At 70.4% G+C, this 24941-nt stretch carries 19 protein-coding genes and 1 pseudogene; 11 read left to right on the top strand and 9 right to left on the bottom strand.

Annotated elements, in window-relative coordinates:
* Positions 1 to 31 precede the first annotated feature (31 nt).
* On the top strand, positions 32 to 682 hold the full coding sequence (locus tag HDA40_RS30995; RefSeq protein ID WP_253761346.1) for a DedA family protein: 651 nt from the start codon (positions 32 to 34) through the stop codon (positions 680 to 682).
* 212 nt (positions 683 to 894) lie between these two features.
* Entirely contained in the window at positions 895 to 2994 is a 2100-nt protein-coding gene (locus HDA40_RS30990) for a HelD family protein (RefSeq protein ID WP_253761345.1), read from the top strand.
* 115 nt (positions 2995 to 3109) lie between these two features.
* On the opposite strand, the pseudogene HDA40_RS30985 reads toward HDA40_RS30990, so the two are convergent.
* From HDA40_RS30985 to HDA40_RS30975, 3 genes and pseudogenes are all read right to left on the bottom strand, one after another.
* Positions 3110 to 4435, bottom strand: a pseudogene (locus HDA40_RS30985) (M14 family metallopeptidase); the annotation flags it as partial.
* Positions 4436 to 4656: 221 nt separating this feature from the next.
* Entirely contained in the window at positions 4657 to 7398 is a 2742-nt protein-coding gene (locus HDA40_RS30980; protein WP_253761344.1) for a cellulose binding domain-containing protein, read from the bottom strand.
* A 934-nt stretch (positions 7399 to 8332) separates the two neighbouring features.
* Complete coding sequence (locus tag HDA40_RS30975) at positions 8333 to 9079, bottom strand: tyrosine-protein phosphatase (RefSeq protein WP_253761343.1); 747 nt, start codon at positions 9077 to 9079, stop codon at positions 8333 to 8335.
* 37 nt (positions 9080 to 9116) lie between these two features.
* Here HDA40_RS30975 and HDA40_RS30970 point away from each other — a divergent pair, with 37 nt between their 5' ends.
* Positions 9117 to 9839: a GNAT family N-acetyltransferase gene (locus HDA40_RS30970; protein ID WP_253761342.1), complete on the top strand. Its 723-nt coding sequence runs from the start codon at positions 9117 to 9119 to the stop codon at positions 9837 to 9839.
* Positions 9840 to 9849: 10 nt separating this feature from the next.
* Here HDA40_RS30970 and HDA40_RS30965 read toward each other — a convergent pair whose 3' ends face one another.
* On the bottom strand, positions 9850 to 10473 hold the full coding sequence (locus HDA40_RS30965) for a GTP cyclohydrolase II (protein ID WP_253761341.1): 624 nt from the start codon (positions 10471 to 10473) through the stop codon (positions 9850 to 9852).
* Between the two features lie 58 nt (positions 10474 to 10531).
* Between HDA40_RS30965 and HDA40_RS30960 the strand changes: the two genes are divergently transcribed.
* On the top strand, positions 10532 to 11017 hold the full coding sequence (locus tag HDA40_RS30960; RefSeq protein ID WP_253761340.1) for a MarR family winged helix-turn-helix transcriptional regulator: 486 nt from the start codon (positions 10532 to 10534) through the stop codon (positions 11015 to 11017).
* Positions 11018 to 11195: 178 nt separating this feature from the next.
* On the top strand, positions 11196 to 12626 hold the full coding sequence (locus HDA40_RS30955; protein WP_253761339.1) for an SDR family NAD(P)-dependent oxidoreductase: 1431 nt from the start codon (positions 11196 to 11198) through the stop codon (positions 12624 to 12626).
* A 26-nt stretch (positions 12627 to 12652) separates the two neighbouring features.
* Here the strand turns inward: HDA40_RS30955 and HDA40_RS30950 are convergent, their stop codons facing one another.
* Entirely contained in the window at positions 12653 to 13477 is an 825-nt protein-coding gene (locus HDA40_RS30950; RefSeq protein ID WP_253761338.1) for a bifunctional 5,10-methylenetetrahydrofolate dehydrogenase/5,10-methenyltetrahydrofolate cyclohydrolase, read from the bottom strand.
* Entirely contained in the window at positions 13474 to 14103 is a 630-nt protein-coding gene (locus tag HDA40_RS30945; RefSeq protein ID WP_253761337.1) for a cyclodeaminase/cyclohydrolase family protein, read from the bottom strand. The genes HDA40_RS30950 and HDA40_RS30945 overlap by 4 nt, the downstream gene beginning before the upstream one ends.
* Before the next feature lie 59 nt (positions 14104 to 14162).
* On the opposite strand from HDA40_RS30945, the gene HDA40_RS30940 reads away from it, so the two are divergent.
* Positions 14163 to 17168 (top strand): AfsR/SARP family transcriptional regulator, encoded by a 3006-nt coding sequence (locus HDA40_RS30940; RefSeq protein ID WP_253761336.1) that lies wholly within the window; start codon positions 14163 to 14165, stop codon positions 17166 to 17168.
* Between the two features lie 109 nt (positions 17169 to 17277).
* Positions 17278 to 18039: an HpcH/HpaI aldolase family protein gene (locus HDA40_RS30935; RefSeq protein WP_253761335.1), complete on the top strand. Its 762-nt coding sequence runs from the start codon at positions 17278 to 17280 to the stop codon at positions 18037 to 18039.
* Here HDA40_RS30935 and HDA40_RS30930 read toward each other — a convergent pair.
* A complete protein-coding gene (locus HDA40_RS30930) occupies positions 17920 to 19605 on the bottom strand; it encodes an FAD-dependent monooxygenase (RefSeq protein ID WP_253761334.1) in 1686 nt (561 codons plus the stop codon). The genes HDA40_RS30935 and HDA40_RS30930 overlap by 120 nt on opposite strands.
* A gap of 174 nt (positions 19606 to 19779) precedes the next feature.
* Between HDA40_RS30930 and HDA40_RS30925 the strand changes: the two genes are divergently transcribed.
* Both HDA40_RS30925 and HDA40_RS30920 read left to right on the top strand, forming a co-directional pair.
* Complete coding sequence (locus HDA40_RS30925; protein WP_253761333.1) at positions 19780 to 20802, top strand: hypothetical protein; 1023 nt, start codon at positions 19780 to 19782, stop codon at positions 20800 to 20802.
* A 50-nt stretch (positions 20803 to 20852) separates the two neighbouring features.
* A complete protein-coding gene (locus HDA40_RS30920; RefSeq protein WP_253761332.1) occupies positions 20853 to 21821 on the top strand; it encodes a pirin family protein in 969 nt (322 codons plus the stop codon).
* 133 nt (positions 21822 to 21954) lie between these two features.
* Here the strand turns inward: HDA40_RS30920 and HDA40_RS30915 are convergent, their stop codons facing one another.
* Positions 21955 to 22932, bottom strand: coding sequence for a helix-turn-helix transcriptional regulator (locus HDA40_RS30915; protein ID WP_253761331.1), 978 nt, complete (start codon positions 22930 to 22932; stop codon positions 21955 to 21957).
* A gap of 112 nt (positions 22933 to 23044) precedes the next feature.
* Here HDA40_RS30915 and HDA40_RS30910 point away from each other — a divergent pair, with 112 nt between their 5' ends.
* Positions 23045 to 23845 carry a PP2C family protein-serine/threonine phosphatase gene (locus HDA40_RS30910; protein WP_253761330.1) on the top strand — a complete coding sequence of 267 codons (801 nt, stop codon included), beginning with the start codon at positions 23045 to 23047 and terminating at the stop codon, positions 23843 to 23845.
* A 69-nt stretch (positions 23846 to 23914) separates the two neighbouring features.
* On the opposite strand, the gene HDA40_RS30905 is transcribed toward HDA40_RS30910, so the two are convergent.
* Positions 23915 to 24547 (bottom strand): maleylpyruvate isomerase N-terminal domain-containing protein, encoded by a 633-nt coding sequence (locus HDA40_RS30905; RefSeq protein WP_253761329.1) that lies wholly within the window; start codon positions 24545 to 24547, stop codon positions 23915 to 23917.
* 153 nt (positions 24548 to 24700) lie between these two features.
* On the opposite strand from HDA40_RS30905, the gene HDA40_RS30900 reads away from it, so the two are divergent.
* The gene (locus tag HDA40_RS30900) at positions 24701 to 24901 is read left to right on the top strand and encodes a CsbD family protein (RefSeq protein ID WP_253761328.1); all 201 of its coding nucleotides are present in this window, start codon (positions 24701 to 24703) and stop codon (positions 24899 to 24901) included.
* Positions 24902 to 24941 lie beyond the last annotated feature (40 nt).

The following is a 24941-nucleotide window of genomic DNA, read 5'->3' as shown; positions in this document are numbered from 1 at the left end:
GCCCGTCCCCCGATCCGCAGGTAGGTCCGAGATGGAACACGCGCAGGAATGGCTCTCGGCCTTCCCGCCGCTCGTCATCTACCTCCTGGTAGGACTCGTCATCGGCGCGGAGAGCATGGGCATCCCGCTGCCCGGGGAGATCACCCTGATCAGCGCGGCCCTGCTGACCGCGAGCGGCACCGGCGATCCCTGGCTCGTCGGCCTGGCCGCCGCCGTCGGCGCGATCGTGGGCGACTCGCTGGGGTACGCCATCGGCCGCCGCGGCGGCCGTCCGCTCCTCGAACGGGTGGGCCGGCGATTCCCCAAGCACTTCGGCCCGGCACACCTGGCTCGGGCGGAGCAGATGTTCGGCCGCTGGGGCGTGTGGGCGGTCTTCTTCGGGCGGTTCATCGCCCTGCTGCGCATCCTGGCCGGTCCCCTCGCCGGGGCGTTGCGGGTGCCCTACGGGCGGTTCCTGGTCGCCAACGCGTCCGGCGGGATCGTCTGGGCGTTCGGCACCGCCCTGCTGGTCTACCACCTCGGCGCGGTCGTCGAGCGGTGGATGAAGGGCCTTTCCTGGGTAGGTCTCGCAGTGGCGGTCCTGATCGGGGTCGGCACCACGCTCTGGCTCAAGCGCCGCGCCCGCAGGGCGATGGCCGACGTGGTCGAGACCGAGCCCGAGCCGCAGACCGCCGACGCGTAGGCCGCCGACGCGACACCGTCGGTGTCGCTCATGACACACCCGGCGACGAGGCGTACGCCGGGGCACTAGGCTTTGACGGCATTGTTTCGCGCTGGGGAACGCGCGGCGCCGGATACCGCCTGGCCGAGGGGGTACCACCGGTGCGCGCCGCGAGCGCGGGACGCCGCCTCGCGCTGGGGAGCGTGAGGAAGTTTCAGCCCGGGGGGAGCCGCATGACGGAGACGCAGGCCAGCCCGCTCGAACAGGAGATCGCCCTCGAGCAGCGGCACGTCGATCGCGTCTACACCCAGCTCGCCCGGATGCGCGAGTCGATGGCGCGACTGGAGGCGGGCGGCTACGACCTCGCCGGGGCACGCGTACCCGGTTCCCTGGTCGACCGGGACGCGATGGTCTTCCACGCCGCCCGGCAGCGCCAGATCCTGGACGCCGAGCACGAGGGGCTGGTCTTCGGCCGCCTCGATCTGCGCGAGCTGCCGCGCCCCCGTTACGTGGGCCGCATCGGCATCCGCGAGGACGGCAGCACCGACCTCGATCCGCAGCCCGCCGACGAGGTCGAGCCGTTGGTCATCGACTGGCGGGCGCCGGCCGCCGAGCCGTTCTACCGGGCCACCGCGGCGCACCCGCTCGGCGTCGTCCGCCGCCGGATGATCCAGTCCTCGGGCGAGAAGGTCACCGGCGTCGAGGACGACCTGCTGGACCCCGAGAGCGCGCCGCCCGGCATGACGGTCATCGGCGACGGAGCCCTGCTGGCAGCCCTGGCCAAGGCCAAGGGCACCGGCATGCGCGACATCGTCGCCACCATCCAGCAGGAGCAGGACGTCGCCATCCGGGCGCCCGGCAGCGGGGTCACCGTCGTCGAGGGCGGCCCCGGCACCGGCAAGACCGCCGTCGCCCTGCACCGCGCGGCGTACCTGCTCTATTACGACCGTGCCCGGTTCGCCGGCGGCGGCGTACTGATCGTCGGCCCCTCCCCCGTCTTCGTCTCCTACATCTCCGCCGTCCTGCCGTCCCTCGGTGAGGAGAGCGCCACCCTGAAGTCACTCGGCGAGCTGGTCGAGGGCGTACGCGCGACGCGGGAGGAGACCGCCGAGGTCCACGCGATCAAGGGCTCCCTGCGGATGCGACGCGTGCTGCGGCGCGCCACCGAGGACGCCGTTCCGGGGCAGCCCCAGGGGCTGCGGATGCGCTTTCGGGGCGACTGGCTCGAGGTGCCCGCCCGTCAGGTCGAGCAGATGCGTCGCCAGATCGTCCGGGGCCAGCGACGCAACGAGATCCGGGCCAAGGCGTTCGGGGCGATCCTCGACACGCTCTGGGAGCAGGCGAAGTCTCGGCTGCCCGGCTGGGAGCAGTCCCGGTTCGACGAGGAGCTGACGGAGAACGAGGAGTTCCGCACGTTCCTCAAGCGCTGGTGGCCCCGGCTACGCCCGATCGAGGTGCTGACCTGGCTGGCCGACCCCAAGCGCCTGGCCTGGTACGCCGAAGGCACGCTGAGCCGGTCCGAGCAGGCGCGGCTGGCCGCCTCGATCCGGCCGGACGACCTGTCGGTGGACGACGTCGCGCTGCTGGACGAGATCGACGGGCTGATCGGCCGGCCGCCGGTGGCCCGCCGCAAGGCCGCCACGGGCTACCGGGTGCTGGGCGTACGCACTCAGGGCGGCGAGCGCGGTCTGGCGGACCGGTCGGACTATCGCGACTACGCGCACGTCATCGTGGACGAGTCGCAGGACGTGACGCCGATGCAGTGGCGGATGATCGGACGGCGGGGTCAGGTGGCCAGCTGGACGATCGTCGGCGACCCGGCGCAGACCGCCTGGACCGGCGACGCCACGGAACCGGCTCGCGCCCGCGACTCGGCGTTGGGCAGCCGCCAGCGGCACGCGTTCAGCCTCACCACGAACTACCGGAACCCGGCGGAGATCTTCGCCGTGGCGGCGGCCGAGATCCGGCGGATCGCGCCGAATCTGCCGCTGCCCAAGGCGGTCCGTTCCACGGGCGTGATACCCGTCCAGGTCACCGTGCCGCGAAACGAGCTGCGGCCGACGGTCGAAGCCGCGGTCGCCCAGCTGCTCGACGAGGTCGACGGGACGGTCGGCGTGATCACGCCGGAGGCGTCCACTCGGGACACGGTCGCGGCCTGGCTGCCGGAGTCGGTGCGGCTGCAGGTCGTCACCGGGTTGGCGGCCAAGGGCATGGAGTACGACGGGGTGCTGGTGGTGGAGCCCCGGCGGCTCCGGGAGGTGTCCGGCGCCCGGACGCTCTACGTCGCCCTGTCCCGTGCCACGCAACGGCTGACGACGGTCGAACTCGCGTGACGGTCATTTCCGCGCCGGCCTTCAGCGCTGGATCAGGGTTCCCGGTCGAATCTTGCGTCAAGATTCGACGCAGAACCCTGATTCAGCGCCCGTCGGCGTGCCCTGACTCAGGTCAGCAGTAGGTCGCCTGCTTGCCGATGACCCGGTAGGGGCAGTCGGCGTACGAGACGAGGAGCAGCACGGCCGTCCGGTTGCGGGTCGTCTGGGTGACGATCTGCTCGTCCGGCGGGTAGAAGCCGCCGCCGCTGCCCGACGCGCCGGGATACATCTCGAAGGTGTACGAGAAGATGTGGTGCGCGTTCCACATCCAGTCGATGATGATGCCGTCGGCGATGTAGAGGTCGCTGGCCTGCTCCGGGGTGTACCCGTTGAGGGCGGCCATCTGCTGGCCGAGGGTGGCGAAGGTGTTCCGCACGTCGGTCGTGACGGTGTTGGTGACGTCGGTCGTGGTGTACCCGTACGGCCACAGCACCAGCTGCGAGTAGGTATGGAAGTCGATGTTCACCTTGATCTGCTGTACGCCGCCCACGACCCGGCTGTTCACGAAGTTGCGCAGGTTCGCCGTCTCCGGGGCGGAGAACGCCGACGGCCCGCGGTAGGTCGCCGAGGACGTGCTGCCGGACGAGCCGCCGCAGCAGCCCCACTGATACGCCCAGTTCCGGTTGAGGTCGGTGCCCACATTGGATGAACCGCTGTTGGGCTGGCGGTTCTTGCGCCACGACCGGTAGGAGCCGCTGGCGATGTCGTACTCCCCGCCGTCCGGGTTCATGTCCGGCACGATCCAGATCTCGCGGGTGTTCACCCAGTTCGTGATCTCCGTGTCGGTGCCGTAGTTGTCGATGAACAGGTGCAGCAGGTAGAGCGCCATCTCGACGGTCAGGTGCTCCCGGGCGTGCTGATGGGCGTTGAACAGCACCTCGGGTTCGGCTTCGTCGACGCCGACGTTGTCACTGATCTTGATCAGCGGCATGTCGCGGCCCTGATACGAGGTCCCGATCGTGCTCTTGCTCGCGATCGCGGGCTTCGACGCGACCAGCGTGTTGATCTCGGCGACCATCTCGGCGTAGTTGTGGTAGCCGGAGTCCGCCGACGGGAAGTCCTGAGTGGTGACGCCGCCACCGGCCGAGGTCGGCTCGTCGCGTACGTCGGGGCTCACGAGGTAGCCGATAGCTCGGATCTTCGCGACCTCACTGGGGGTCGCGGTCACGTAGACCTTGCCGTCCTCGACGCCGTCGATCGCTGCGCCGGTCGCGGCGATCGCGTTGACGTCGGCGAAGTTCTTCGGGCCGACGACACGGAAGTACGCCGTCTCGGCGGCGCTCGGCAGGGGGCTGGGTGGTGCGGGGGTGGCCGTCGCCGGCACGACGAGCACCGCCACTGCAGCGGCCGTGAGCACTGCTAGCAGGCGCCGCGTCCGGGTGGATCTCACTCGGGTCGTCATCGTCTTCCTCCGGGGGTCAGGTGGGGAAAACCGGTAGGTTGGCGCCTACATAGCCATGTATCGAAGATCGTGTCAATAGATAGATCTCTCTTTTAGCAGATCAGGATGATCGCCGCCGGCGGCTTGCCCGAACGGAGGATCTGGTTCGGGGGCGGACACGCGGGTGGCCCGGTCGGCGCGAGCGCCGGCCGGGCCACCGATTTTCGTCCCCCAGTCAGGTCTCAGGTAGCGGTGCAGGTCAGCGTCGGAACGGCATTCGAGCTGGACCACGCCCCGTTGAAGCCGAAGCCGGCGGTGCCGCCGACGCCGATCGCGCCGTTGTAACTCAGGTTCGTCACGGTCACGTTGGCTCCGGACTGGGTGTAGTTGCCGTTCCACAACGAGCTGATGGTCTGCCCGTTGGCGAACGTCCACTTCACCGTCCAGCTGGTGGTGGCGGACGTGCCGGTGTTGGTCACCGTGACGTTCGCCCCGAAGCCGCCTGGCCACTGGCTCGAGATGGCGTAGCTCGCCGAGCAGGCCTTGGCCGCCGTCGAGGCTGGCGACGCGCTCGAACTCGGTGAGGTGCTCGCGCTCGGCGACGGCGAGGTGCTCGAACTCGGTGAGGTGGAGGCGGTCGGTGACGTCGACGAGGTCGGCGAGACCGACGGAGAGGTCGTGCTGACCCGGTCGGCGACGATGATGCCCCGGCCGTTGGTGCCGATGTAGACCCGGCCGAAGACTCGCGGGTCGCCCGTCAGCGCCTCGCCGATGTTGCCGTACTGGTGCTGGTCGTCGTTGATCCGCAGCCAGGTCGCCCCGCCGTCGTACGAGGTGAAGATGCCCCGCACGTTGTCGATCTTCGCGACCGTGAACAGCGTCGGGTAGCCGGTGGCCGTGGCCGACTTGCCGAACCCGATGTTGTTCGCCTCCTGCACGTTGGACAGCTTGGTGAAGCTGGCCCCCGAGTTGGTGGAGTGCCACAACCCGTACGCCCCGGTCGTGTCGCCGCCGGCGAGCCAGATGTCGCCCTCGCGCCCGGCGACGGCCTTGAAGCGTACCGAGCCGACAGTGGGCAGACCGCTGGTGACGGTCGCGGCGAACGACTGCCCGCCGTTGGTGCTCACGTAGAACGTGCCGTTGGCGAAGGCGTAGAACTTGCTGGAGTTGACCCGGTCCGAGGCGACCCGGGCGCCCGAGGGCACCCCGCTCGACGACGACCACGAGCTGCCGCCGCCGTAGCTGACGGCCGCGCCGGCCGGCGCCCACACGATCGAGTTGCCGTTGGCGGCGACCGCCACCGAGCCGCCGCCGGTCACGCCGGACGGCTCCTGGCCCTGGTACCAGCTCGCGCCGTTGTCGCTGGAGATGCCGATGCGGTTGACGTTGGGGTTGGCGGTCTTGTCGACGTTGCCCACGCGTACCACGTAGTTGGGGTTCAGCTCGGCGAAGTCCAGGCTCGTCGTGGACGAGAACACCGGCGAGGTGAACATCATCGACGGCACGGCGTCGAGGTTCGTGTGCCGGAATCCGTTGATGTCACCGAGTCCGCTGAGCAGGTTGGCCCCGCTCGGCGGGCTGATCAGGTCGAGGACGGCCGTCTCCTCCAGGCCCTTGGCCATCACCTTGATGTTGATCTGACCGCCGGAGTCCCAGGTGGTCAGGTTCTCCGTGCCGTAGATCGTCGCGCCGGTGCCGTACATCAACCGGTTGGAGTTGAACGGGTCGATCTCCACCGACTCGTTCATCCAGCCCAGCTTCGGCGAGACCTCGGGCAACGACGGGCTGTTGCCGAAGGTCAGCCAGGGCGCGGCCGAGATGTCCTGGGTGTACCGGAAGCTGCGGCTCGGGTAGCTGGTCCAGTCCCAGATCTTCGTCCAGGTCGCGCCGGAGTCCGTGCTGCGCCACATGATCATGTCGGGCCACCAGGAGATCTGGGACGCGACCATGATGGTCCCGGGGTGCTGCCGGTCGATGGTCAAGCCGGCGTACCCGAAGTAGTCGTCCGAGCTGCTGGACAGGACCGGGCTGATCTGCGTCCACGCGCCGGTGGTGATGTTGTACTTCCACACGTCGCCCTTGGCACCGTCGTACGGGCCGCCGGTGTCGCTGGTCGCGATGTATAGCAGGTGGTTCACCGGGTCCAGGACGCCCTTGTGCGCGATGTAGCCGGTGGGCTGCCCGGCGATGCGCGACCAGGTCACGCCGCCGTCGGTGCTGCGGTAGACCGTGTTGTCCTTGTCCGCGACGCCGACATAGATGCCCTGGGTGGTGTTGCCCGAGGTCCCGGTGCTCTTGTCGAAGGTCACCCAGGCGATGCCCTGGTTGTCGCCGAGGTACGCGTCACCGGGCGACTGGACGTAGTTCCCCGGGTTCGGGAAGGCGGTCACCTTCGCCCAGGTCGCGCCGTAGTCGGTGCTCTTCCAGAGCCCGTTGCCGCTGGGCGCGCCGAGGTACAGGATGCTGTTCTTGTTGGGGTCGATGGCCAGCCGCTCCCCCATGCCCCGGCCGGGCATGTTCCCCCCCAGCTTGAAGGGCAGCGCGGTGGTCGCCCAGGTCGCACCCTTGTCGGTGGACCGCAGGATCGCGCCGTTGTTGGGGTCCCAGCTGTTGGTGTACATGCCGGCCGCGACGTACACCCGGTTCGGGTCGACGGCGTCGGTGGCCAGGCTGACCACGCCGTTGTAGCCCCAGTTGGTGAACCCGACCCAGTCGAGCAGCGGGATCCACTTCGAGTTGGCCTGGTCCCACCGGTACGCCCCACCGATGTCGGTGCGGGCGTAGATCAGGTTGGCCTGGGACTGATTGAAGATGATGCCGGGCACGAAACCGCCCCCGACCACCTGCGCGTTGCGGAACGAGTACGGGTCCGACCCGGCCGCGGCGGCCGGCGTGCCGGGCAGTACCTGCGTGACCACCGCGAGCCCGGCCGCGACGAGCGCGGCGGCTACAGCGGAGGCCAGACTTCGCTGCTTCCTGAGCATGAACGGGCTGTCCTCTCTCGACCTAGCCCGCGACCGGGGCGGCCGAGGGCGTGAAAAGGCAAGGCACAGCCCGAGGCACGTGTCCGTGGAGCGTCGCGTGCCGCGGGTGTGGGCGCCCGCGCCGGGGCTACGGCGCGGTTACCCAGATTTCACAATCCCGGGGCACGAGTGTCAATAGTTTGGAGTGCCAACCAACTAGGTCCCGGTCACGGGGCCGGCGCGCTCGCCCGACCGCACCCTCCGGGGACCGAATGCGGCACTTCCACATTGGATAATCGGATCAGTGACGATTCTCCGAGGGCTCGAATGCGTTGCGTAGCAAGCACCCTGGTTGCTATTACCGCATTTGAATGGCGGTCCAGCAAAGGTCTAATGTGCCCCTAGAAAGCCGTAACCCCGGCAGTATGCCGAAAGGCAGGGGCCACCGGGGTCTTCGACCATATTGAAGGCCCGGTGGCTTGCCTAAGGCAGAGGTCATCCGGGCCGTCTGAGAAGAAAGATTAGCGCATGCCATTCGACCGGTCAAGCTCGATTCAGCTCGCCGAACTCCGGCGTGGTTTCTCTGTCCCGAGGCTTGCTCCCTATGATCTTCTGGCGGCGAACGACGCCTTCCGAAGCCTCGATCTGTACGAGTGGAATACGGCCGTCAGCGCCGCCTGCTACGCGACGCTGCAGGGAGTGGAAGTCGCGCTACGCAACGCGGTACACGACCAGCTGACGGAATACCACCTCCGCCGAGGGCTCACGCAGCCCTGGGTGGACGATCCTCTTCGCCTCCTGAGCCGGTGCACGGACGGGACCTCGTCCGCGATCACGAGGACATGCTGTTCGTCATCAGCCCGACCATGCGAGGGTGGGCGGAGGGAAGCAGTGCGCTGCCGGGCGTCCTCGGGGCCCGGCCGGCGCCCGTGCGGATCCCGCTACCTCGGTGCCCCTAGGTCAGGTAGATCGAGCGCAACGCCTGGACCTGCCCCTCGGTCAGGCCATGAAGCTCCAGATAGGACTGCACCGAACCGTACTCCGCACGTAGTTCGGTCAGGAAGGTCAGGATGACCTCGGGCGGCGTCACGTCCAGATAGGGCAGCAGATCCTTGGCGTCCGGGCGTACGGTGCGGAACCAGGTCATGAACCGCCGCGTCGCCTGCTCGGTGAAGTGGTAGTCCGCCGCGATCGTCTCGTCGGGTACGCCCAGCAGGTCTTCGACGAACGCGATGATGATGCCCGTCCGGTCCCGCCCGCCCAGGCAGTGGACCGCCGCCGGGACGGCCGCCGGATCCGCGAGCAGGCCGATCGTGCGGGCGATGTGCGTACCGGACGTTTTGGCCGCCTCGTGGTATCGCGCGATGAGGTAGGCCGCCGGTCCGTCCACTTCAGAATAGTCTTCGTCGCGCCACGCGGGATTGTTCAGCGGCACGTTGTGCCAGCTCGAACAGGACCAGCCCGGTGCGCGGCCGCCGTGTCGCTCGATCTCCGCGGGCTGTCGCAGATCGATGATGGTACGCACACCGAGCGTACCGAATCGGTCCCGGTCGGCCGGGGGCAGCGCCGCGTCGGCGAGTACGCCGAGATTGTCGCTGCGGTAGAGCAGACCGGGCCGGATGGCGCGCCCGTCGCGGGTGGTCAGCCCGCCGAGGTCGCGCAGGTTGAAGACGCGGGGGAAGTCGATGAACTCCAGGGGCACCCGGTCAGGGTAACCGAGCCGAGTTACTCTCAAGTTCATGATCACCCCTACCCTGACCAGCCGTTCCGAGTTTCTGGCCGCCACCGGAGACCACCCGTTCGTCGCCCTCCACACCAGTGGACGGCTTTCGGCGTACCAGCGGGAGAATGCCTGGGTGTGGGTGTCGGACGGGCCCTGGGGGCCGGTGACCGCGGGCCTGGGTGACGGGGCCACGGCGCTGGAACTGCTCGCGGAGCTGCACGCGGCGGGCTTGACCGAGGGTCGGCGGCTGCACGCGCCGCGGGTGGCGCGGGAGGCGGTGCTGGAGCGGTTCGCCGCGCAGTACTTCGGCGAGTGGGACCAGATGTGGTCGACGACGCCGCCGTCCGCCACGAGAGGCGAGGAACTGGTGGAGTGGCTGCCGGCCGAGGCCACTCCCGATATCGACAAGCTGCTCGACGAGGCGCTGCCGGACAGCAGCGCGCGGCCTGGCTCGCCCGGCGTGCGTGGCTGGTACGGCATCCGGGACGGGGATCGGCTGGTGGCAGCGGCGGCGGACTACAGCGGTTCGCTCGGCATGCTGGCGGGTATCGCGGTAGCCCCCGACCAGCAGGGCCGGGGGCTGGGTGCGGCGGTCACGGTCGCCGCCACTCGACGCCTCTTCGCGGAGTTCGCGATTGTCTCGCTGGCAGTCATGTCGGACAACGCGCGGGCCATCAAGCTGTACGAACGGCTCGGCTACACGTCCAGCGTCGCGCGCACGTCGTTCAACATCGCCTGAGGCCGCCCGATCAGAAGACCAGGGTGTGCTTGGTGTGGTCGACCTTCGCGCGCAGGTAGCGGGCGTTCGAGGTGGACAGGTGGACCTGGGTCGGCAGCGTCTCGTCGACCGTGATCCCCGCCTCCTCCAGCTGGGCGACCTTGTCGGGGTTGTTCGTCAGCAGCTTGATCTTGGTCGCGTCCAGAGCCGCCAGCATCTGCGCGGCGGCGGTGTAGTCGCGCTCGTCGTCGCCGTGGCCGAGCGCCCGGTTCGCGGCGTACGTGTCGAGGCCGGCGTCCTGGAGCGCGTACGCGTCGAGCTTGGCGTACAGGCCGATCCCCCGGCCCTCCTGCCGCAGGTAGAGCAGGAATCCGCCGGTCTGCGCGATGTGCTCGACCGCCTCTCGCAGCTGCGGACCGCAGTCGCAGCGCTCGGAGCCGAAGACGTCGCCGGTCAGGCACTCGGAGTGCGGGCGGACCAGCGGAATCGGGTTGTCCCGGTAGTCGCCGAGCCCGATCGCGAGGTGCTCCTTGCCGTCGACCAGGCCGGTGAAGGTGAAGACGTCCGCCGTGGTGGTGTAACCATCCGGGAAGCGGAACGGCACCCTCACCTGGGTCCGGATCTCGGCCGCCGGTGCTTGAACCTTCAAACTCATGGCGTGAAGCGTACCTCTGATTGTTTAACTTTCAAGAAGACGAGGTAGACTGGGGTCTATGACGATCACCACACCACGGTGGCTCACCCCTGCGGAGGATCAAGCCTGGCGTGCCTGGCTCCAGGCCTCCGAGCTGCTCGAGGACCACCTCGATCAGCAGCTCCAACGCGACAGCGGCATCCCGCACGTCTACTACAGCCTGCTCGCCTGGCTCTCCGAGGCGCCCGACCGGCAGATGCGGATGACCGAGCTGGCCGAGCAGTCCAAGATCACCCGAAGCCGTCTCTCCCACGCCATCTCGCGGCTCGAAGAGCGCGGCTGGGTCGTGCGGACGAGTTGCCCATCGGACAAGCGGGGTCAAATCGCCCGGCTGACCGATGAGGGGATGGCCTTCCTCGAGAAGGCGGCGCCCGGTCACGTCGAGGCGGTCCGCGCCGCCGTCTTCGACGCCCTCACCCCCGACCAGGTACGCGCGTTCGGCGACGCCTGTGCGGCCATCGCCGCCCGGCTCCACGCCGGGGCCGCCGTCCCCTGGCACCGCTGACGCTTCCCGGGCGCGCTTTCGGGGCGGGCTTCCCGGGCGCTTCGGGGTGGGCGGGCTGGGGGCTGCCGCTCGGTGGAACGCAGTGCACCTATCCCGCGGGTTGTTGGGTGCGTGACGTTCCACCCGCTGCGCGCCAACGCCCGGCGCGCGCCGCGGGTCGTCCGGCTACAGTTCTCCGGTGACACAGATCGACCCCGACCGCCTCAAGCTGGCGCTGGAGGTGCTGGCCGAACTCGACGAGCTGCCCGTCGACCACCCGGACGTGGAGGCGGCCCGCCGAGCGACCGCCCGCCTCTACAAGATGGTGAAACAACGCAAGCGCCAAGATCGGCGTGCCGCGGTGACCGCGAATGACCGCGCCGTCACTGAGGCCACCGCGACCGGGGCGCCCGGCCGGATCGACGACGAGACCGCCGGAGTGTTCGGGCTGACCTCGCCGACGCAGGACTCCGTCACCGCCGGCACGTTGTTGCGGGCGCGATCCTGCTACACCTGCAAGCAGCGGTACACCACGGTGGACTCGTTCTATCACCAGCTCTGCCCGAACTGCGCCCAGCTCAACCGGGAGCGCCGGGACGCCCATGCCGACCTGACCGGCAAGCGCGCGCTGCTCACCGGCGGCCGGGCGAAGATCGGCATGTACATCGCGCTGCGCCTGCTCCGTGACGGTGCGCACACCACCATCACCACCCGGTTCCCAGCCGACGCCGTACGCCGGTTCTCGGCCATGCCCGACAGCGCCGACTGGCTGCACCGGCTGCGGATCGTCGGCATCGACCTGCGTGACCCAGCCCAGGTCGCCGCGCTCGCCGACGACGTCGCCGCCCAGGGCCCGCTGGAAATCCTGATCAACAACGCCGCCCAGACGGTACGCCGCAGCGCCGGGTCGTACTCGCAGCTCGTGGCGGCCGAGTCGGAGCCGCTGCCGACCGGTCCGCTGCCCGAGCTGGTCACCTTCGGGCACAGCCTGGAGCGCAACCCCGCCGCCATGATCACCAGCGGCCGGCAGAGGCTCACCGGCGAGGACGTGGCCGCGCTGGCGCTGCTCAGCGGGTCGGCCTCCCCGGCCCGGATCGCCGACGGGACCGCCATCGACGCCGGCGGCCTGGTCCCCGACCTCGCCCGCGAGAACAGCTGGTCGCAGGTCATCCACGAGGTCGGTCCGCTCGAGCTGCTGGAAGTGCAGCTGTGCAACGTGACCGCGCCGTTCGTCCTCATCAGCCGGTTGCGGGCGGCGATGGCGGCGTCCACGGCCCGCCGGAAGTACGTCGTGAACGTCTCCGCGATGGAAGGCAAGTTCACCCGCGGCTACAAGGGCCCCGGCCACCCGCACACGAACATGGCCAAGGCCGCCCTGAACATGCTGACCCGCACGAGCGCGTCGGAGATGTTCCAGTCCGACGGCATCCTGATGACCAGTGTGGACACCGGCTGGATCACCGACGAGCGGCCGCATCCGCAGAAGATGCGGCTCGCCGACGAAGGCTTCCACGCCCCGCTCGACCTCGTCGACGGCGCGGCCCGGGTGTACGACCCGATCGTGCGCGGCGAGGCCGGCGAGGACGTGTACGGCTGCTTCCTGAAGGACTACTACCCCACCGAGTGGTGACGCCCTTCCCCCTTTCGCGTGGTCAGTCAGGTGGCCGCGTCCAGGGTTTGGGCGAGTAGCAGCATCGTGGTGACCGGGCCGACGCCGCCCGGCACCGGGGTCAACGCCCCGGCGGTGGTCACCGCGGGGTCCACGTCGCCGGTCAGCCCGCCGTCCGGGGTCGGATTGGTACCGACGTCGATCACCACCGCACCGGGCTTGATGTGGTCCGCTCCGATGAGGTGCGCCCGGCCGACCGCCGCCACCAGCACGTCGGCCTGCCGACAGACGGCTGCCAGGTCACGCGTACGCGAATGGGCCACCGTGACGGTCGCGTTCTGGGCGAGGAGCAGCAGTGCGGCCGGTTTACCGACCACAGTGGAGCGTCCGACGACGGTCGCGGCCACGCCCTCCAGCGGCACGTTCTCCGCCAGCAGGAGCTCCAGCACGGCACGCGCCGTCGCCGGGGCGTACGCGGGCAGCCCGGCCGCCAGCCGGCCGAGGCTCGCGGGGTTGGCCCCGTCGACGTCCTTCGCGACCGGGATGTGCTCGCCGACCTGGTCGAGCGTCACGCCGCCGGGCAACGGGGTCTGGCAGATCAACCCGTGTACGCCGGGATCGGCGCCCAGTTCGGCCAGCGCACCGGCGACGTCGTACCCGGTCGGCCGGTCGAGGGTGACGATCCGGCAGGTCACGCCCACCTTCTCGGCGGTACGCGCGATGCTGCGCACGTACCAGGCGGTCGCCTCGTCGTCGGTGGGGACGACGACCGCGAGCGTCGGGTCGACCCCCTGCGACCGCAGTTCGGCCGCCCGCGCGGTGACCTGCTCGCCCAACCGGGCGGCGTGTGCCTTCCCGTCGATCAGCCTCATGACGCCGCCCCGCCGATCCGGGCGCGGACGGCGGCGGTGATCCGGTCGGCGCGGCCGACCGCGCTCAGGTACCCGGCCAGTTCGCCGTCGAGCGCCGCCGCCATCGAGCGGTCGGTCAGCGCCGTCGTGTTGACCTCGACGTTCACGGCGGCCGAGGAGAGCGCGGCCCGGGCCGCGTCGGCGGCGACCGCCACATCGGAGAGGACGTTGACGTTGGCTCCGTCCAGGATGGACTCGGCCAGTTCGACGACCTCGGCCGCGACGGCGGCGAGCCGCAGCGGCACCCGGGCCGCCCCGCCGAGCGCCTGCTGGATCGCGGCGCTGCGGCCGGCCTTCTCCGCCTCGGTCGCCTTGGGCAGCCGGTATGCCTCGATGACCGCGCCGAAGGCGGCCTCGTCGGCGTCGGCCAACTCTGTCGCAAGTCTTCGCAGGTGGGCAGCCCGTTCGCGGGCGGCCGTCATAACGGTTTCGTGGTCGGCGTACCGGGGATTGCCGATGGTCAACTCGGTCACCATGCCCACGAGGGCGGCGCCCGTGGCGGCCATCAGCGCGGCGGCCGCGCCACCGCCCGGGGTCGGCTCGCCGGACGCCAGGTCATCCAGCCATTCGGAGATCGTCTGCTGCACGGCTCCAGCATCCCAGATCTCCGGTGACCAACCGGCCAGGCCTCGCTACTCTCGGCTGCGTGGAACAGGTTGAGGTCCGGATTCTGGGTCCGGTGCGAATCGCCGGCGCCGACGGGGTGAACCCTGTCAGCAGTCCGCGCGCGCGGACTGTGCTGGCTGCCCTCGCCTTGCGGCACGATCAGGTTGTCTCGGTCGACGAACTGGTAGAGGCGGCGTGGGGTGGCAAAGCGCCCAGGACGGCCGCCAATCAGGTGCAGATCGCGATCTTCCGGCTCCGGCAGGCGTTCGTCGGCGCCGGGGCCGACGCGCATGCCGCCATCGTGACCCATCCCAACGGCTATCAGCTGGCCGGCTCGGTCGTGGGTACCGACGTCCTCACGTTCCGACAGCTCGTCCGGTCCGCCGAGCAAGCGGCCGGCCTCGGCGACTGGGCCGTTTCCGCCCGGCACTTCGAGGACGCGCTGCAGATCTGGCAGGGCCACGCCTGCCAAGACGTGGACTCGGCTCATCTCGCCGAGGCGGTGTCCGGCCTGGCCGAGGACCGGCGGGACGCGGCCGAACGACTGGCCGCGGTCGAGGTCCTGCTCGATCGGCCGGTCGCGGGTCACATCGCCGCACTGCTCGCCGATGATCCGCTCCGAGAGCGGCTGTGGTACCTGCTGATCCTCGGCCACGCCCGCAGCGGCCGGCAGGCGCAGGCTCTCGAGGAATACCACCGGGCTCGCCGGACGCTCGTCCGCGAACTGGGCCTCGAACCGGGTTCGGCCCTACGCGACCTGGAACAACGAGTGCTGCACGGCCGACTCGACGAGGCGTCCGAAGTGGTACGCCGGTGGCTGCGCGGACCGGTGGCCGAGACCCCCACCGGGGTGTGGCAGGTCCCGGCCGACATCCCGGACTTCACCGGGCGGACGGCGGAGGTGGACCGGATCTCCGCGCTCCTCCGCGCGGAGGATGATCATCCGGCGGTGGTCTGCCTGGCCGGACTGGGCGGCATGGGCAAGACCACCCTCGCGGTACGCGTCGCCCGCGGTTTGCAGAGCCGTTTCCCCGACGGCTGCGTCTTCTTCGACCTGCGCGGGACGGACTCGCATCCGCCGGAGGCCACCGACGTGACGGCCGCGGTCCTGCGTGCCCTCGGAGTCCCCGGCGAGGCCATCCCAGCCGAGGCCGAGGAGCGTACGGGCCGCCTGCGGGCCGAACTGACCAGCCGAAGGCTGCTGCTCGTCATGGACAACGCCCGGGACGAGGGCCAAGTCCGATCGCTCATTCCGCCGACCGGCGGCAGCGCCCTGTTCGTCACCGGACGCCGGCTGCTGGCCGGGATCGACGGCGCGCATCTGCTGGACCTCGACGTCCTGCCCGAAAACGACGCGCTGCGGCTCCTCGGAAGGCTGGCCGGGGCCACCCGGATCGAGGCCGAGGCCACCGACGCGGCTCGGCTCGTGCGGCTCTGCGGTGGCCTGCCGCTGGCGGTCCGGATCGCCGGCGTACGCCTCGCCCGCCGGCCGTCGACCCCGATCAGCCGACTGGCCGCGCGGCTGGCCGACGAGCAGTCCCGCCTCGACGAGCTGGCATTCGGCGACCGGGAGGTGCGAGCCGCTTTCTCGGTCAGCCACGGCCGGCTCGATCCGGTCGCCGGTGTGCTGTTGCGCCGGCTGGGCCTGCTGCCCGTGCCGGAAACGCCGTCCTGGGTGGCCGCATCGCTCCTGGACCTTCCGTTGCCGGCCGCCGAGCGGGTGGCGCAGGCGCTGGTGAGTGCCTCGTTGCTGAACGAACGCGATGACGAGGACGGCATCCGGTACCGCCTGCATGACCTCGTCCGCCTGTACGCCCGTGAGCAGAGCGACGATGAGGACGGACAGGTGCTACGACAGGCGTACGACCTCATCGCCGCGGAGGCGCTGCGGGTCGGCGTCCAGTTACCCGTGCGTTCCTTTCCGCACGATGCGCCTCCGGACCAGCAGGAATCGCCGAGCGTTCCGCTGGCCTGGCTCGAGCGGAACGAGGCGCTGTTCCTCGGCGTCGCCCAGGACGCCGCCGACCGGGGCTGGTGGGAGGTGGCGGTCCGGACACTCACCGCGATGACGGACTATGTGAGCCTGCGTGGTGCGTCCGAGTGGCCGGCGGCCGCCGCGCGGGTGCTGTCCGCGATCCCGCCGGACGAGCCGGTCCGGACCGATCTGCTGCTGGCGATGGGCATGCTCGCGCAGACGCATGGACGCTACGACGACGCGCTGCCCCTGCTCCGTCAGGCTCGTCGGCGGTACCTGGCCCAGGGCGATCCGGCCCGGGCCGCGGTCGCGGCCGGTCAGTACGGCATCGTGCTGCGACGACGTGGACAGTGGCGCGCGGTGCCGGTGATCAACGCATGGGCGACGGCCCGGCTGCCGGCGCATCAGTACCCGGCGCAGCTCGCCCGGATCCTGCTGTCCCAAGGGAATTACCACTTCGAGACCTTCGGCGATTCGGCTGTGGGGCAGGCCGACCTCGAACGCGCGCTGGGCCTGGCGTACGCGGGCGGCGACCTCGAAGGCGCGGGGAACATCCTGGGCATCAGCGGACTCTTCCTGCGGCGGGACGGCCGGCTCACGGAGGCGCGGGTGCGGTTCGAGGAGGCGGCTGAGCTCGCCGCCACGATCGGGTCGAACACCGGTGCGGCGATCCTGCGGGCATACCTGGTCCGGGTCCTGGCCGACCTCGGCGAGCTGGACGCGGGAGCGGTGGCGGCCGAGTTGTCGGTGCGCGCCGCGCTCGAAGGGCAGCATCCCCGGGCGCTCCGCGAGGCGTACAGCTCATCGGGTCAGATCGCGCTGGCCCGGGGCGACTACGAGCTGGCGGAGGAGCATCTCGTGCTAGCCGTCGAGCTGTCGCGTTCGTCCGGTGTGCTGGGTCTGGGCGGCGCCCTGTTCCTGTTGGCGAAGACCCGGCTCGCGCAGGGCGCGGAGAAGGACGCGCAGCTCCACGCCGCAGAAGCTCGCGGTATCTACGCGAGTCTCGGCCGGCCGGAAGCCGATCTGATCGACGCCTGGCTGGCCTCGTGGCAGTCCACCGCCGGCCGATAAAGCGAGGTTAAAGGAGCGCTCGGCACCATGGACCTCGGCAGCCGCGCGCTGCCTGGGCAGGTCGCTACGTCAAACGGGGGCGTGGCGGCCGCCCCCTAAAGTCGAAGCGGTGCGCGACAACATCTTTCAGGACCGGTTGCGGGCCGGCGGCCCGGCGTACGGGGTCTGGTTGAGCCTGCCCAGTCCGGCCGCCGCCCGTCAGCTCGCCCGCGTCGGGGCCGACTTCCTCGTCGTCGACGCGGAGCACGGTCCCATGGGGGCCGAGACGATGACCGCGATGGTCGCCGCCATCGCCGACGCGGGCGGCTGCGCGGTCGTCCGGATCGCCGAGAACACCACCGAGAACGTCAAACGCGCCCTCGACGCGGGAGCCGCGGCGGTGATCGGTCCGATGATCGACACCCCCGAGGAGGCAGCGGCACTGGTCGCCGCGGCCAAGTTCCCGCCGATCGGGCGGCGCAGTCTGGGCAGCGCGTGGGCCGGACTGGCCTTCGACACGACGTTGCCCGGGTACTTCGCGGAGGCCAACACGAAGACCCTCGTCATCGCTCAGATCGAGAGCGCCACCGCTCTGTCGAATGTGGAGGCCATCGCCGCCGTGCCGGGCCTCGACGGCCTGTTCGTCGGCCCGGTCGATCTGGCCGTCTCGCTCGGGCTCACGCCCGCGCCGGAGAATCCCGAGCTGGCCGGCCCGCTCGCGGCGATCCGGCAGGCGGCGGCCAGGCACCGCCTGCCGGTGGGCATCTACTGCTCAGACTCCCGGGCGGCGATCGACCGGGTCCAGTCCGGCTTCCAGTTCGTCAACGTCGCCTCGGACCTGGCCGCGTTGTTGCGGGAGGTGCGGTGGCACGTCGGCCAGGTGCGTCCCTGACGGTCCGCGCATCTCCATGATCTCCAGAAGGGTACGCACAGCGCCGGGGCCCGCCTTCCGGCGGCGCGCGGCGAGGTGCCCGTCCGGCCGGACGAGATAGAGCGAGCCCGGCCGGGCGGCGTACGCCTGAGCGAGGTCGCCGGCGTCGGCCGGGTCGATCGTGATCAGCCGGCACGGGACCTGCCCGGGTCGGGCGGGCAGCCAGGCGTCGTGGTGTTCACCGGTGAACCACAGCGCCACCCAGTCGCGCCCTACATGGTGCCGAAGCCGGGTGGCCCGGCCCTGAATGACGCAGTCGCCGTCGGGCACCTTGCCGCCCAGGTCCGGTGCGCCCCGCCACTGCCGGGCCGGGCCGTCGTCGGCGAGCACGATGGCGGAGACGGCGTACCGGTAGGGCTCGCTCATCCGTCCGCTGTCGACCCAGCGGGCGGCGCGCTTCCAGCGGGCGGCCAATCGCAGGACGGTCTCCCGCCGCAGCCACTGCCACCGCGTACGCGGAGCCATGAACCGCATGGTCGCCGAGACGACCTGCCGATTGTGCTCCTGCGCCGCCCACCTTTCGTCCTGATAGGACTCCAGCAGCGACTCCGGCGCGTAGCCGTGCAGCACGGCGGCCAATTTCCAGCCGAGGTTCTCGACGTCCTGCACCGCGCCGTTCATACCGCGCGCCCCGAACGGGGCCACGAGATGACCGGCGTCGCCGAGGAAGAAGACCCGCCGATGCCGCAGCCGGGTCAGCAGCCGCTGATGGAACCGGTAGTCGCTCAGCCAGACGAGGTCGTAGTCGACGTCCCGGCCGGCGACCGCGGTCAGCAGCGTACGGATGCGGTCGTCCATCCGGTCCGGCGCGGTCTCGGCGTCGACGTCGACGTCCGCTCCGAGCTGCCAGTCGATGCGCCACACCCCGAACGGCTGCGGATGGATGAGCACCGTGCTGCCGGGATGCGCCGGATGATCGAAGTAGAACCGGGGCTCCGGCGGCAGGTCCAGCTCGGCGCGGATGTCCGCGATGAGGAACCGGTCCGGGAAGGTCTGCCCCGGGAAGTCCAGCCCCAACGCCCGGCGGACCGAACTCCGCGCGCCGTCGCAGGCCAGCACGTACGCCGCCGTTGCGCTGTGCGTACCAGTCCGATCCTGAATCTGAACAGTGACCTGACGGCGGTCCTGGCGCACCGCGGTGACGCGATGGCCGGGCCGCAGCTCGATCAGGGGGTGCGCGCGGGCCGCCGCGAGCAGATGGTGTTCGGTGCGGTACTGCTGAAGGTTGAGGAAGGTCGGCAGGCCGCCCTCGGCCGGGGGCAGAACCTGGGTGAGGATCTCGCGGGTGCCGAGGAAGGTACGCCGCGTCCGCCACGCGACGCCCTCCGCGAGCATCGGGCCCGCGCACCCGAGGCGCTCCCAGACGGAAAGCGCCGTGCGATGGATGGCGATGGCCCGTGAACCGGTCTCGGCCGCGGAACTCAGGTCGCCGGAGTCGATGAGAATGGTCGGGATGCCGTGGTTGGCCAGCTCCAGTGCCGCCGTCAGGCCCGTCGGCCCCGCTCCTACGATAATGACGGTGTCCACGTTGGCCAGAGTGCCCACGGAAAGCGGCTAGCGCCCAGATAGTCACGGATATCCGACTCTTGCCCTGAGGTTATCCACAGGGCGGACATCCAGTGTTTGCCGAGGTTGCCCCACGGTGTCAGGATCTTGACCGATCGGGCCCCCGACCGGCGGCCCGCGGATCTGGGGAGACCAATGCGCAGAAGGACCCTGCTGGGCAGCACCGCCGCGGCCGGAGTCGTCGCCGCGACCGGCGGCACGGTGGCCGGCGCGCTCGTCGCCGCCGAACCGGCCGCCGCCGCGGAATACCTGGTGGCCACGACCGAGCAGAAGACGAACGACGTGCTCGTGTTCAGCCACTCGACCACCTCGTGGACCGACTCCAACGTGCGCTGGCGCTGGTCGGCGCCGTCCGGGTCGACCTGGACGAACCTGTCCGACGTCAAGCGCCGCCCCACCGCGGCCTGGGGCGACGTCGTGCTGGTGACCGCGTCCGGCACCGCCTCGGCGGGCGGCAAGGCGGCGATGATCGACCAGAGTTCGAAGAGCGTCGTCTGGAGCGCCACCGTGCCGGGCAACCCGCACGCCGTCGAGCGCATCAAGAACTACGGCGCGATCGTCGTGGCGTCCTCGCGGGCCCGGCAGTACAGCAGCTCGTTCGTCGACGGCGGCGGCCTGAGCCTGTTCATCCCGTCGAGCAACGGCGGCAAGCCGGGCACGTCCTACAGCGGCTCGGTGAAATACGGCTTCGAAGGCGCGCACGGCGTGCTCTACGACACCAGCAGCGGGCTGCTGCTGGCCGTCGGCAAGGGCGAGCTGCGGGCGTACCACCTCGTCGTGAACAGCAGCGGGCACCTGACCGGGCTGAAGCTCGCCTGCAAGACGACGTTCTCCGGCACCGGGCACGACCTGCAGCCCGACTACGCCTCCGGCAAGTTCTTCTACACTGTCGGCGGCACCGGCGCGAACCACGGCGTCTGGGAGGTCAGCCTGCTGTACGCCGGATCGAGCTGGGTGTTCAGCGGCAAGAAGCGGATCAGCACCTCCACCTACGTCAAGGCGTACGGGAGCCTGCCGAACGGCGTGCGGTTCTACGTCGACGCGCCCAGCGAAAGCCAGTACTGGACGACGTCGGTCGGCTTCTCCAGCGGCGGAGCCGGCAAGCGTACGGGAGCGAAGTTCTACAAGGCCCGCTACTGGACCACCGCCTTCGTCTAACCCCTTGGTTTCGGGTCCGGGGGGCGCCGGGGCGCGGGTAGGTTGAGCGCATGAGCAACCTCGACCGCGCCCCGGCGATGTCCACCTGCGGCGGCCGGGCCGGTGTCGCCGCCGAGCCGGTACGCGACCTGATCCCGGGCCGAGTCGTGCAGCTCGGCGAGAGCACCCAGGTACGCCGCCTGTTGCCGACCCTCGGCCGGCGCATGATCGGCGCGTGGTGCTTCATCGACCACTACGGGCCGGACGACATCGCCGCCGAGCCCGGGATGCAGGTGCCACCGCATCCGCACATGGGTCTGCAGACGGTGAGCTGGCTGCACGAGGGCGAGGTGCTGCACCGCGACAGCCTCGGCAGCCTCCAGACGCTGCGCCCGGGTCAGCTGGGCGTGATGACCTCCGGCCGGGCCATCGCCCACTCCGAGGAATCGCCTCGCGAACATCTTCCGCTGCTGCACGGCGCGCAGCTCTGGGTGGCACTGCCCGACGAGTACCGGCATGTCGAGCCGGCCTTCGAACACCACCCCACGCTTCCGGTGGTCACCGGCGGCGGCGTGACGGCGACCGTGATGCTCGGTGAGATCGACGGCGCGGCGTCCCCTGGGACGACGTACTCCCCGCTCGTCGGGGCCGACCTGAGTCTGGCGGCCGGTGCCGACGCACGCTTCCCGCTGGAACCCGACTTCGAGTACGCCGCGCTCACGATGTCCGGCGGCGCCCGGGTGGACGGCGTACTGCTGGAGCCGGGATCGTTGCTGTATCTGGGTTCCCACCGATCGGACGTCCAACTGGAGTCTGATGTGGACACGGCAGTGCTGCTCCTCGGCGGGGAACCGTTCGCGGAGGAGATCGTGATGTGGTGGAACTTCGTGGCGCGTACCGGGGACGAGGTCGCACAGGCCCGCGAGGCGTGGAACGCGGGGACGGGCGGCTTCGGCGAAGTGCACGGCTACGACGGGGACCGGCTGCCGGCTCCCGCGCTACCGCCCGGTCAGCTCAAGCCGCGTGGCCGCGCCGGCTGATCCGCCACCATCCCGCGGCGGCCGCGAATTCGGCGCCTGGATCAGGGTTCCCGGTCGAATCTTGGGGCAAGATTCGACACAGATCCCTGATCCAGCGCCCGATGCGGGAGCGGCGAACGGGAGGGCGCGCGGGTCAGGGGCGTTTGACGGCCCACAGCGCCGCCTCGGTACGCGACGACGAACCGGTCTTCCGCAGCAGGTTGGACACGTGCACGGCAACCGTCCGGATCGAGATGTCGAGCGACTTCGCGACCTGTTTGTTGGACATCCCGGCGGCGAGGCATTCCAGCACTTGGAGTTCCCGGGCGGTCAGTTCGACCTGTTCGGCCTCCGGCCCGACGGGTTCGTCTTCGAGCGCGGCCAGGCCACGTCCGGCCGTGGTCGCCAGCAGTTCGCTGAGGAGATACGGATTCCCCCCGGTACGCCGCCACACGGCGAGCCCGACTCGTTCGGCGTCCGGCAGTTCGGGGTGGGCCGCCGCGAGGATTTCGGTCACGCGTTCCGGGTCGAGCGGCCCGAGGTGCTGCCGGACGGCGTTCGGCGTGCCCGACAGGCGGGCGAGCGTACGCGCGACCAGGTGCCGCGCGACGGCCGCTTCGGCCGGTTGGCTCGTCACGATGAGGAGCGCCGGGAGTCTCGGGGCCGCCGCGAGTTCGGCGATGAGGCTCAGGCTGGCCGGGTCGAGGGCGTGCAGGTCTTCGACGATCAGGACGGCCGGCCCGTCGCCGACCAGTGCGCGCACGGTGCGTACGGCGAGGCGCAGGAGCGCGTCCGGCGCGTAGCGCTCGGTCGGAGCCTGGGGGTCCTGGGCGAGCCAGCCCAGTCCGTCGGCCGGGACGGGCAGCGTACGCGTATCCCGTCCGCTCAGCACGGCGGCGAGCCAGTCGTACGGGGCCGGCGAGTGCAGCCGGGCGGTGCCGGTCAGCACCGTCGCCGGGCGAGGGGCGAACGCCTCGACCGCCGTCGCGACCAGGCGGCTCTTGCCGACGCCTGGCTGGCCGGTCAGGACGACCACCCCGGTACTCGACAAATCCGGCGATACGACCCGCTCCCATTGGCCGACGAGCTCCCGCAGTTCGTCGGCGCGCCCAACCATCGGCACCGGGTTCACGGCCCAAAGGATACGGTTGCCCCACATTTCTCTCACGGCCGAGAGGGGTCTGCGAGAAATTACGTACTAATGCCTAGAGACATCTGACCATCCTTGCCTGCACCCTTGAGGGATGAGTCTCGCCCTCCGCTCCGTTCTGCTCACCGACCTCGGGCTGATCCGGGCGAACAACGAGGATTCGGCGTACGCCGGGTCCCGGTTGCTCGTGATCGCCGACGGGGTCGGCGGGGCTCCCGCGGGCGAGGACGCGAGCGCGATCGTGATCCGCGAGCTGGCCGCCCTGGAGACCGCCGACCTCGGCGACGAACCGGCGCGGGTGCTCCTCGACCACCTCATGACCGCGAACCGGGGGATCTACCAGGCCACCCTCGACGACCCGTTGAAGGAGGGCATGGGCACCACGATGACGGCCGTGCTGCTGTCCGCCGACGCCGACGACGCGGCCGAGGTGTTGGTGGCGCACGTCGGCGACTCCCGGGCGTACCTGCTGCGGGAGGGCGAGCTGCGCCGGCTGACCAAGGACGACACCTACGTGCAGTCCCTGATCGACCGCGGGGTCCTCTCCGAGGACGACGCCCGCCACCACCCGCAGAAGTCCCTCATCACCCAGTCCGTGCAGGGGCTCGACTTCACCACCGCGTGTTCCACCGTCTCGATCCGCCCGGGCGACCGGTTCCTGCTGTGCAGCGACGGGCTCTCCGACATCGTCACCGACCACAGCATCGCCCACGCGCTGCAGACGCACCCAGAGGTCAAGCAGGCCGCCGAGCAGCTGGTGAAGCTGGCGCTCCAGGCGGGCGCGCCGGACAACGTCACCGTCGTGGTCGCCGATGTGACCACAGTGGAGGCTGACCCGAAGGGCGCGCGGCGGCTACCCGGCGTCGCCCAGCTCGCCGCCCTCCTCGGCCTCTGACCCGGCGGCGCCAAGCAACAGCGACGCCATCAGCGGGCCCCACGCGTGGGCGAAAACCGGAGACGAGCGTCAGATCGCCGCGATCGTCGCCGGTGCGCGCTCGGCCCGGCTGAGCGCGCGGAGGATGTTCACCGCCCCGTGCCGCTGCACGGCCAACCGCGACAGCAGGTCGACCACGGTCTGCACCGCCGAGGGCGGGAACTCCGGCGTCACCGCGCCGACGCTGACGGCCAGATCGTCGGTGTGCACGATCAGCTCCAGCAGCCGCGTCGTGAGGAAGCCGTCCACGGTGAGCGTCCAGCCCGTCCAGGGCACGAGGACGCCGCCGTCCGAGCGCCCGAGCACGACTCCGGGTAGCTCGGCGAGGGCCGCGGCGACGTCGTCGTTGATCGCGGCGGGTCCGGGCGCGGCCGCGGTCTCTCCCGTTTCGCGGATCCCCGCGTTCGTCTCCTCGTCCAGCTCCGCCCCACGCCATTTGACCTGGGTGTAGTGCTCGACGAGGTCGATCGGCGCGGCGGCCGACGGTGGCGCGGCCAGGACTCCCGGGATCACCACGATCTGCCGGGAGAGGTGGCCGGCCAGCCCGCCGACGCTCAGCTTGGCCAACGCGCTCGGCTCGGCCCAGCGGGCCGCCACGGCGGGTTCGGCGAGGAACGCCGCCGCCACGGCAGCACTGGCGAGGTAGTCGTCTCGGACGCTCATGCCGAGATCGTGCCACCGTGCTCCGACATTCCGCCACGGCATCCCCACCAGTGCCGTTATGTCCGATTTATCCGCGCCATAACGGTGGTTAGCGGGCCGCGACGGGGGTACCGCTCGGATAACCGAGCCCGAGGAGGTCTCAGAGCCATGGGTATGGACGACAACATCCGCAATGAAGCCCAGGAGTGGAAGGGCAAGGCCAAGGAACAAATGGGCGACATGACCGACGACGAGCGAATGCAGGACGAAGGCCAGTCGGAGGAGATGTCGGGCAAGGCCAAGAACATGGGCCAGAAGGCCAAGGACAAGGCGTCGGAGATGGGCCAGAAGGCCAAGGACGCCATGAACAAGTAGCACCGAGCCGGTTGCACGGAACCGGTTGCACGGAACCGGT

Origin of the sequence: Hamadaea flava (genome assembly GCF_024172085.1) — a bacterium.
Classification (GTDB): domain Bacteria; phylum Actinomycetota; class Actinomycetes; order Mycobacteriales; family Micromonosporaceae; genus Hamadaea; species Hamadaea flava.
Note: the sequence above shows the minus strand (reverse complement) of the source record. Positions and strands in the feature narration are given on the sequence as shown.

Excerpts from the sequence above, each read along its gene's own strand:
- HDA40_RS30990 (WP_253761345.1), top strand. The coding sequence starts at position 895 with ATGACGGAGACGCAGGCCAGCCCGCTCGAACAGGAGATCGCCCTCGAG.
- HDA40_RS30910 (WP_253761330.1), top strand. The coding sequence starts at position 23,045 with ATGAGTCTCGCCCTCCGCTCCGTTCTGCTCACCGACCTCGGGCTGATC.
- HDA40_RS30950 (WP_253761338.1), bottom strand. The coding sequence starts at position 13,477 with ATGAGGCTGATCGACGGGAAGGCACACGCCGCCCGGTTGGGCGAGCAG.
- HDA40_RS30900 (WP_253761328.1), top strand. The coding sequence starts at position 24,701 with ATGGACGACAACATCCGCAATGAAGCCCAGGAGTGGAAGGGCAAGGCC.
- HDA40_RS30965 (WP_253761341.1), bottom strand. The coding sequence starts at position 10,473 with ATGAGTTTGAAGGTTCAAGCACCGGCGGCCGAGATCCGGACCCAGGTG.
- HDA40_RS30920 (WP_253761332.1), top strand. The coding sequence starts at position 20,853 with ATGAGCAACCTCGACCGCGCCCCGGCGATGTCCACCTGCGGCGGCCGG.
- HDA40_RS30905 (WP_253761329.1), bottom strand. The coding sequence starts at position 24,547 with ATGAGCGTCCGAGACGACTACCTCGCCAGTGCTGCCGTGGCGGCGGCG.
- HDA40_RS30925 (WP_253761333.1), top strand. The coding sequence starts at position 19,780 with ATGCGCAGAAGGACCCTGCTGGGCAGCACCGCCGCGGCCGGAGTCGTC.
- HDA40_RS30970 (WP_253761342.1), top strand. The coding sequence starts at position 9,117 with ATGATCACCCCTACCCTGACCAGCCGTTCCGAGTTTCTGGCCGCCACC.
- HDA40_RS30960 (WP_253761340.1), top strand. The coding sequence starts at position 10,532 with ATGACGATCACCACACCACGGTGGCTCACCCCTGCGGAGGATCAAGCC.
- HDA40_RS30995 (WP_253761346.1), top strand. The coding sequence starts at position 32 with ATGGAACACGCGCAGGAATGGCTCTCGGCCTTCCCGCCGCTCGTCATC.
- HDA40_RS30980 (WP_253761344.1), bottom strand. The coding sequence starts at position 7,398 with ATGCTCAGGAAGCAGCGAAGTCTGGCCTCCGCTGTAGCCGCCGCGCTC.